The organism is Methylomagnum sp. (assembly GCF_054333355.1).
On the sequence record NZ_JBTEKS010000340.1, the window covers coordinates 1 to 4,835 of the forward strand.

General features: G+C 60.8%; 3 protein-coding genes. All 3 read right to left on the reverse strand.

From position 1 onward, the window contains the following. Positions 1-61 precede the first annotated feature (61 nt). The 3 genes from urtB to ACXWUF_RS18760 all read right to left on the reverse strand — a co-directional run bounded on the left by urtB (position 62) and on the right by ACXWUF_RS18760 (position 4,645). Positions 62-1,711 carry an urea ABC transporter permease subunit UrtB gene (urtB, locus tag ACXWUF_RS18750; RefSeq protein ID WP_458496118.1) on the reverse strand — a complete coding sequence of 550 codons (1,650 nt, stop codon included), beginning with the start codon at positions 1,709-1,711 and terminating at the stop codon, positions 62-64. 273 nt (positions 1,712-1,984) lie between these two features. Then, a complete protein-coding gene (gene urtA, locus ACXWUF_RS18755; protein WP_458496119.1) occupies positions 1,985-3,286 on the reverse strand; it encodes an urea ABC transporter substrate-binding protein in 1,302 nt (433 codons plus the stop codon). 129 nt (positions 3,287-3,415) lie between these two features. Then, positions 3,416-4,645: a hypothetical protein gene (locus ACXWUF_RS18760; RefSeq protein WP_458496120.1), complete on the reverse strand. Its 1,230-nt coding sequence runs from the start codon at positions 4,643-4,645 to the stop codon at positions 3,416-3,418. Positions 4,646-4,835: the final 190 nt, after the last annotated feature.

Here is a 4,835-nt window from a genome sequence, read left to right on the forward strand (position 1 = left end):
CCCCCCCACCAGTTTTGTTGGTTGTGGGGGGAAAAACCCCACTCCCACAAGACAATAATCATCACGCTTCCGCCGCCCGGCCCTTCTGCGGGAACAAGCCACGCGGGCGCTTCTGAATGAAGATGATGATGAACACCAGCACCAGGATTTTCGCCAAGACAGCCCCGGAATAGGGTTCGAGGAACTTGTTGGCAATCCCTAACGTGAAGCCCGCCACCAGCGTGCCCCACAGGTTGCCGACGCCGCCGAACACCACCACCATGAACGAATCCACGATGTAGGACTGACCCAGGTTCGGCCCGACGTTGGTCAACTGGCTCAGGGCCACGCCCGCCACGCCGGCGATGCCGGAACCCAGGCCGAAGGTCATGGCGTCCACCCACTCGGTGGGAATGCCCATGGCCTTCGCCATCGAGCGGTTCTGCGCCACGGCGCGGACTTCCAGGCCCAGCCGGGTGCGCTTGAGGATTTGCAGCAGCAGGGCGAACACGATCAGGCAGAACAGCAGGATGTAGAAGCGGTTCAGGGTGAGGGACAGCGCGTCGTTGATCTGCACCGAGCCGCTCATCCATTCGGGCGTCGCCACGCTGCGGTTCAGCGGCGAGAAGATCGAGCGCACCGTTTGTTGCAGGAACAGGCTCACGCCGAAGGTCGCCAGCAGGGTTTCCAGCGGGCGCCCGTACAGGAAGCGGATGATGCCCCGCTCGATGGCGATGCCCACCAGGGCGGAAATCAGGAACGCCGCCGGGATGGCCACGAAGATCGACAGCCCCAAATGATTGGGCATGAGTTGCTGGACCACGTAGGTGGTATAGGCGCCGATCATCATCAGTTCGCCGTGGGCCATGTTGATGATGCCCATCACGCCGAAGGTGATGGCGAGGCCAATAGCGGCGAGAACCAGCACCGCGCCGAGGCTCAGGCCGAAGAACACGGTTTCGACGGCGCCGTAAAGCTGGAGCCGGGCTTGAATCTTGGTGAGCGCCACTTCGGCGGTGTGCCGCACGTCGGAATCCGCTTCGGTGTAGTTGCCCTCGTCGTCTTTTTCCAGCAGGGCGTTGAGGTGGTTGACCACATCGGAGCCGGATTGGGATTGCAAGGACTCGATGGCCTTGATGCGGACGGCCTTGTCCGAACTGGCGAGGTCCGCCAGCGACATCGCCAAGCGGATGGCGTCGGCGACCTTCGTATCCGCTTCTTTACCCAGCCGGGCACGGAGCAGCGCCACGTTCTTCTCGTCCGGCGATTGGCTCATGGCCTGCACCGCTTTGAGGCGCAGCGCCGGGTCCGCCGCGCTGAGTTCGAGCCGGCCTATGGCTTCCCGCAGATTGGTCCGCAGGGCGTTGTTGAGGGTGATTTTCTTCACATCGAAGCGGCCCGCCGTGCCGAGCTTCTCGCCGGTGGCGGCGTCGGCGATGGCGTAGCCATCATCGGCGGTTTCGCCCGTGACCACCCGGCCATCGGCTTTTTGGTAGAACAGCTTGCCGTCGAGCAGGGCTTGCAGCGCCTTCGGGGTGCGCGGGTCGTCGATGGCGGCGAACTGGTCGATGATTTCGCCGAGTTGATCCATCGGCGCGTCCTTGAGGCGGACCAAGGCTTCGGCGACCGGATCGCCCGCCGCTCGTAGCGCGGTTGGATGACCGATGATCAGGATGACCACGGCCAACAGGGCCAGGAGCCAGCTTCGCGGGTTGATTGGGATTGGGTTCATAACAACAACCATTTATTGCTCGTTCCCACGCGCCGCGTGGGAATGCAGTTAAGGCGCGCCGCGCCGCGAAATCCTTTGCTCGTGTACCGATCCCCAAGACCTTGCTCGGGAATTGGCAAAAATCAATTAGGCTCGTGATCCGGGACGCAGCGCGTCCCGAATGCATTCCCACGCAGCGCGTGGGAACGAGCGGGATTCTCAAAAATAGGGGCGCTCACGCGCCCCGTTCAAATGTTCCCGTGCAACGAACAGGGAACCCATGGGAGCGAAAAATCAGTACTTCTGACCGGAGCACTTCTTGGTCTTGCTGTTGTAGTTGCCGCAGTTGATGGGCGCGGTCCAGTCGGCCACGATGGGCTTGGATTCCGGCAGGAAGTCGGACCAGGCGTCGCCATCGACCAAGCCCTTGGTCTGCCAGACCACCTGGAACTGGCCGTCGTCCTGGATTTCGCCGATGAACACCGGCTTGCTGATGTGATGGTTGGCGAGCATCTTCGAGGTGCCGCCGGTCAGGTTCGGGTATTCCACGCCGATGATGGCTTTCGCCACAGCGTCGGTGTCGGTGGACTTGGCCTTCTCCACCGCCTTCACCCACATGTTGAAGCCGATGTAGTGGGCTTCCATGGGGTCGTTGGTCACGCGCTTCGGATTCTTGATGAAGGCTTTCCACTCTTTGATGAAGGCCGCGTTTTCCGGGGTGTCGATGCTCTCGAAGTAGTTCCAGGCGGCGAGATGGCCAACCAGCGGCTTGGTGTCGATGCCGGACAGTTCTTCCTCACCCACCGAGAAGGCCACGACCGGGATGGTTTCCGCCGAGATGCCCTGGTTGCCGAGTTCCTTGTAGAACGGCACGTTGGCGTCGCCGTTGATCGTGGAAACCACCGCCGTCTTCTTGCCGGTCGAGCCGAATTTCTTGATGTTCGACACGATGCTCTGCCAGTCGGAATGGCCGAACGGCGTGTAATTAATCATGATGTCGGCGGGCTTGACGCCCTTGGCTTTCAAATACGCTTCCAGAATCTTGTTGGTGGTACGGGGATATACATAGTCCGTGCCAGCCAGTACCCAGCGCTTCACCTTCAAGTCTTTCATCAGGTAATCAACCGCCGGAATCGCCTGCTGGTTGGGCGCCGCACCGGTATAGAACACGTTCTTGGAGGATTCCTCACCTTCGTATTGCACGGGGTAGAACAGCAGGCCATTCAGTTCCTCCACCACCGGCAGCACGGATTTGCGGGACACGGAGGTCCAGCAGCCGAAGATGGCGGACACCTTGTCCTTGCTGAGGAGTTCGCGGGTCTTCTCGGCGAACAGCGGCCAGTTGGAGGCCGGGTCCACGACCACCGGCTCCAGCTTCTTGCCCAGCAGGCCACCCTTCTTGTTCTGCTCCTCGATCAGCATGAGCATGGTGTCCTTCAGCGTGGTTTCGCTGATGGCCATGGTGCCGGACAGGGAATGCAGGATGCCCACCTTGATGGTCTCCTCGGCGTGGGCGCTGGCGGAAACCACCAGGGTCAGGCCCATGGCGGCGGCGTAACTAGCCAGTTTTCGGAAGTGCTTGAATTGATTAGTCATAAATAGATTCTCTTGAAATGTATCGGATTAGCAAAAGCGCGTCGTTCGCAGTCCCGCTGTAGGTCGGGCTTTAGCCCGATCCTAGCTCAGGCGATAAGGTCGGGCTAAAGCCCGACCTACGAGCATCGGTCAGATTTGCAACTGGAAGCCCAACTGGAAGGAGCTGTCATGCTGCCCCGAGGCCGTGCTGGAATAATTCAAGCCCTTGCTGAACATGTCGCTGTAGTTGTATACCGCCGAAATTCGGGCGTTGTGGCCGTCGATCACGTAGTTCACGCCGGCTTCCCAGTTGTTGCGGTCGGAACTGTTGATCGGCATGACCTCCACATAGCGCACGTAGGGCTGGAACTGGCCGATCCACACCTTGTCGGGGAACAGGTACATGGCGCTCACGTCGAAGGCGTTGCCCTCGAACATGGAGAAGCCACCGCCCGCCAGACGGGAAGCCATGCTGTAGCCGGTGATGCCGTAGTTCTTGAATTCGCCGTTGACGGTCACGACGCCCGCGTCGCCGCCCGCGAGGTTCTGCTCATACAGCACGTCCACAGTGGTGCCCCGGAATTGGCCCGGATCGGTCACGGTGCCCGCGCCGTCCTCCTGGTACTGGTTGGCAACGCCGATGGTGAAGATGTCGCCGCCCTTGCCGTAGTAGGTGCCGGAGGTGTAGTAGCCGGGGTTCTTTTCCACATCCAGGAAGTTGAAGGCGAAGCGCTGGGCGTACAGGACGTTGTCGTCCTTGTTGGCGCCGCCGCGCAGGCCCCGGAAGAAGCCGACCGCGTACTGGAAGCGGTTTTCATACACCGCGCCCCAGATCGTGGCGCCGTCATCGCGGCCATAGGAGCCGGCGGAGGTGCCGTCGGACTTGATGGTCAGGTTGAAGTCGGATGGCTCGAACGGCGTGCCGGTGCGGAAGATGCCGTAGGTCGCGCTGTAGAAGGGACCGTTCATTTCGCGGCGCTCGGCGGGGACCAACATGCGGCCCATCCACAGGTTAATCAGCGGGTCGTACTCGACCTTGGCGATGGCGTCGAGGATGCGCATTTCGCCGCCGTTGCCGCAGGTCTGGCAATCGGTGTTGAATTCCAGCTTGAGGTATTTGTGAATCTGAGCGTTGAGGTAGAGGCGGATATTGTCCAGGTTGAAGTCGTTGGACCACTTCTCTCCGCTGGGCGCCGACCGTTCGGTGGCGCTGAAGCTGGTGCGGAGACCCGCGCCGATGCTGATCCATTTGGTATCGTCGATTTTGAAGGTCGCGCCCGCCTGGGAGGTGGGCGAATAGGCCGTGGCGGCGGTCAGTAGCGCCGCTGGCAATAGCGCGGCGAGATGTTTCCCCCGGCGTGATGAGTTGTGGTGGCTCATGGTGTTTATAACCCCTACTTTTGGATGATGGCGAAGACGGGGCCATTAAAATTTCAGGGGGAGATCGCCACAATCAGTCATCTGACTCATCAGTCAAATGACGTATGCCGGGCCGCTTGAGCTTGGTTTATGGTTGTGCGAATAGTGGGAATACGCCTTCGCGTAGGTCGGGCATGTACTCGTGCCCGAC

Bases quoted from the DNA above. Each gene is read 5' to 3' on its own strand.
- urtB (WP_458496118.1), bottom strand. From the start codon at position 1,711: ATGAACCCAATCCCAATCAACCCGCGAAGCTGGCTCCTGGCCCTGTTG.
- ACXWUF_RS18760 (WP_458496120.1), bottom strand. From the start codon at position 4,645: ATGAGCCACCACAACTCATCACGCCGGGGGAAACATCTCGCCGCGCTA.
- urtA (WP_458496119.1), bottom strand. From the start codon at position 3,286: ATGACTAATCAATTCAAGCACTTCCGAAAACTGGCTAGTTACGCCGCC.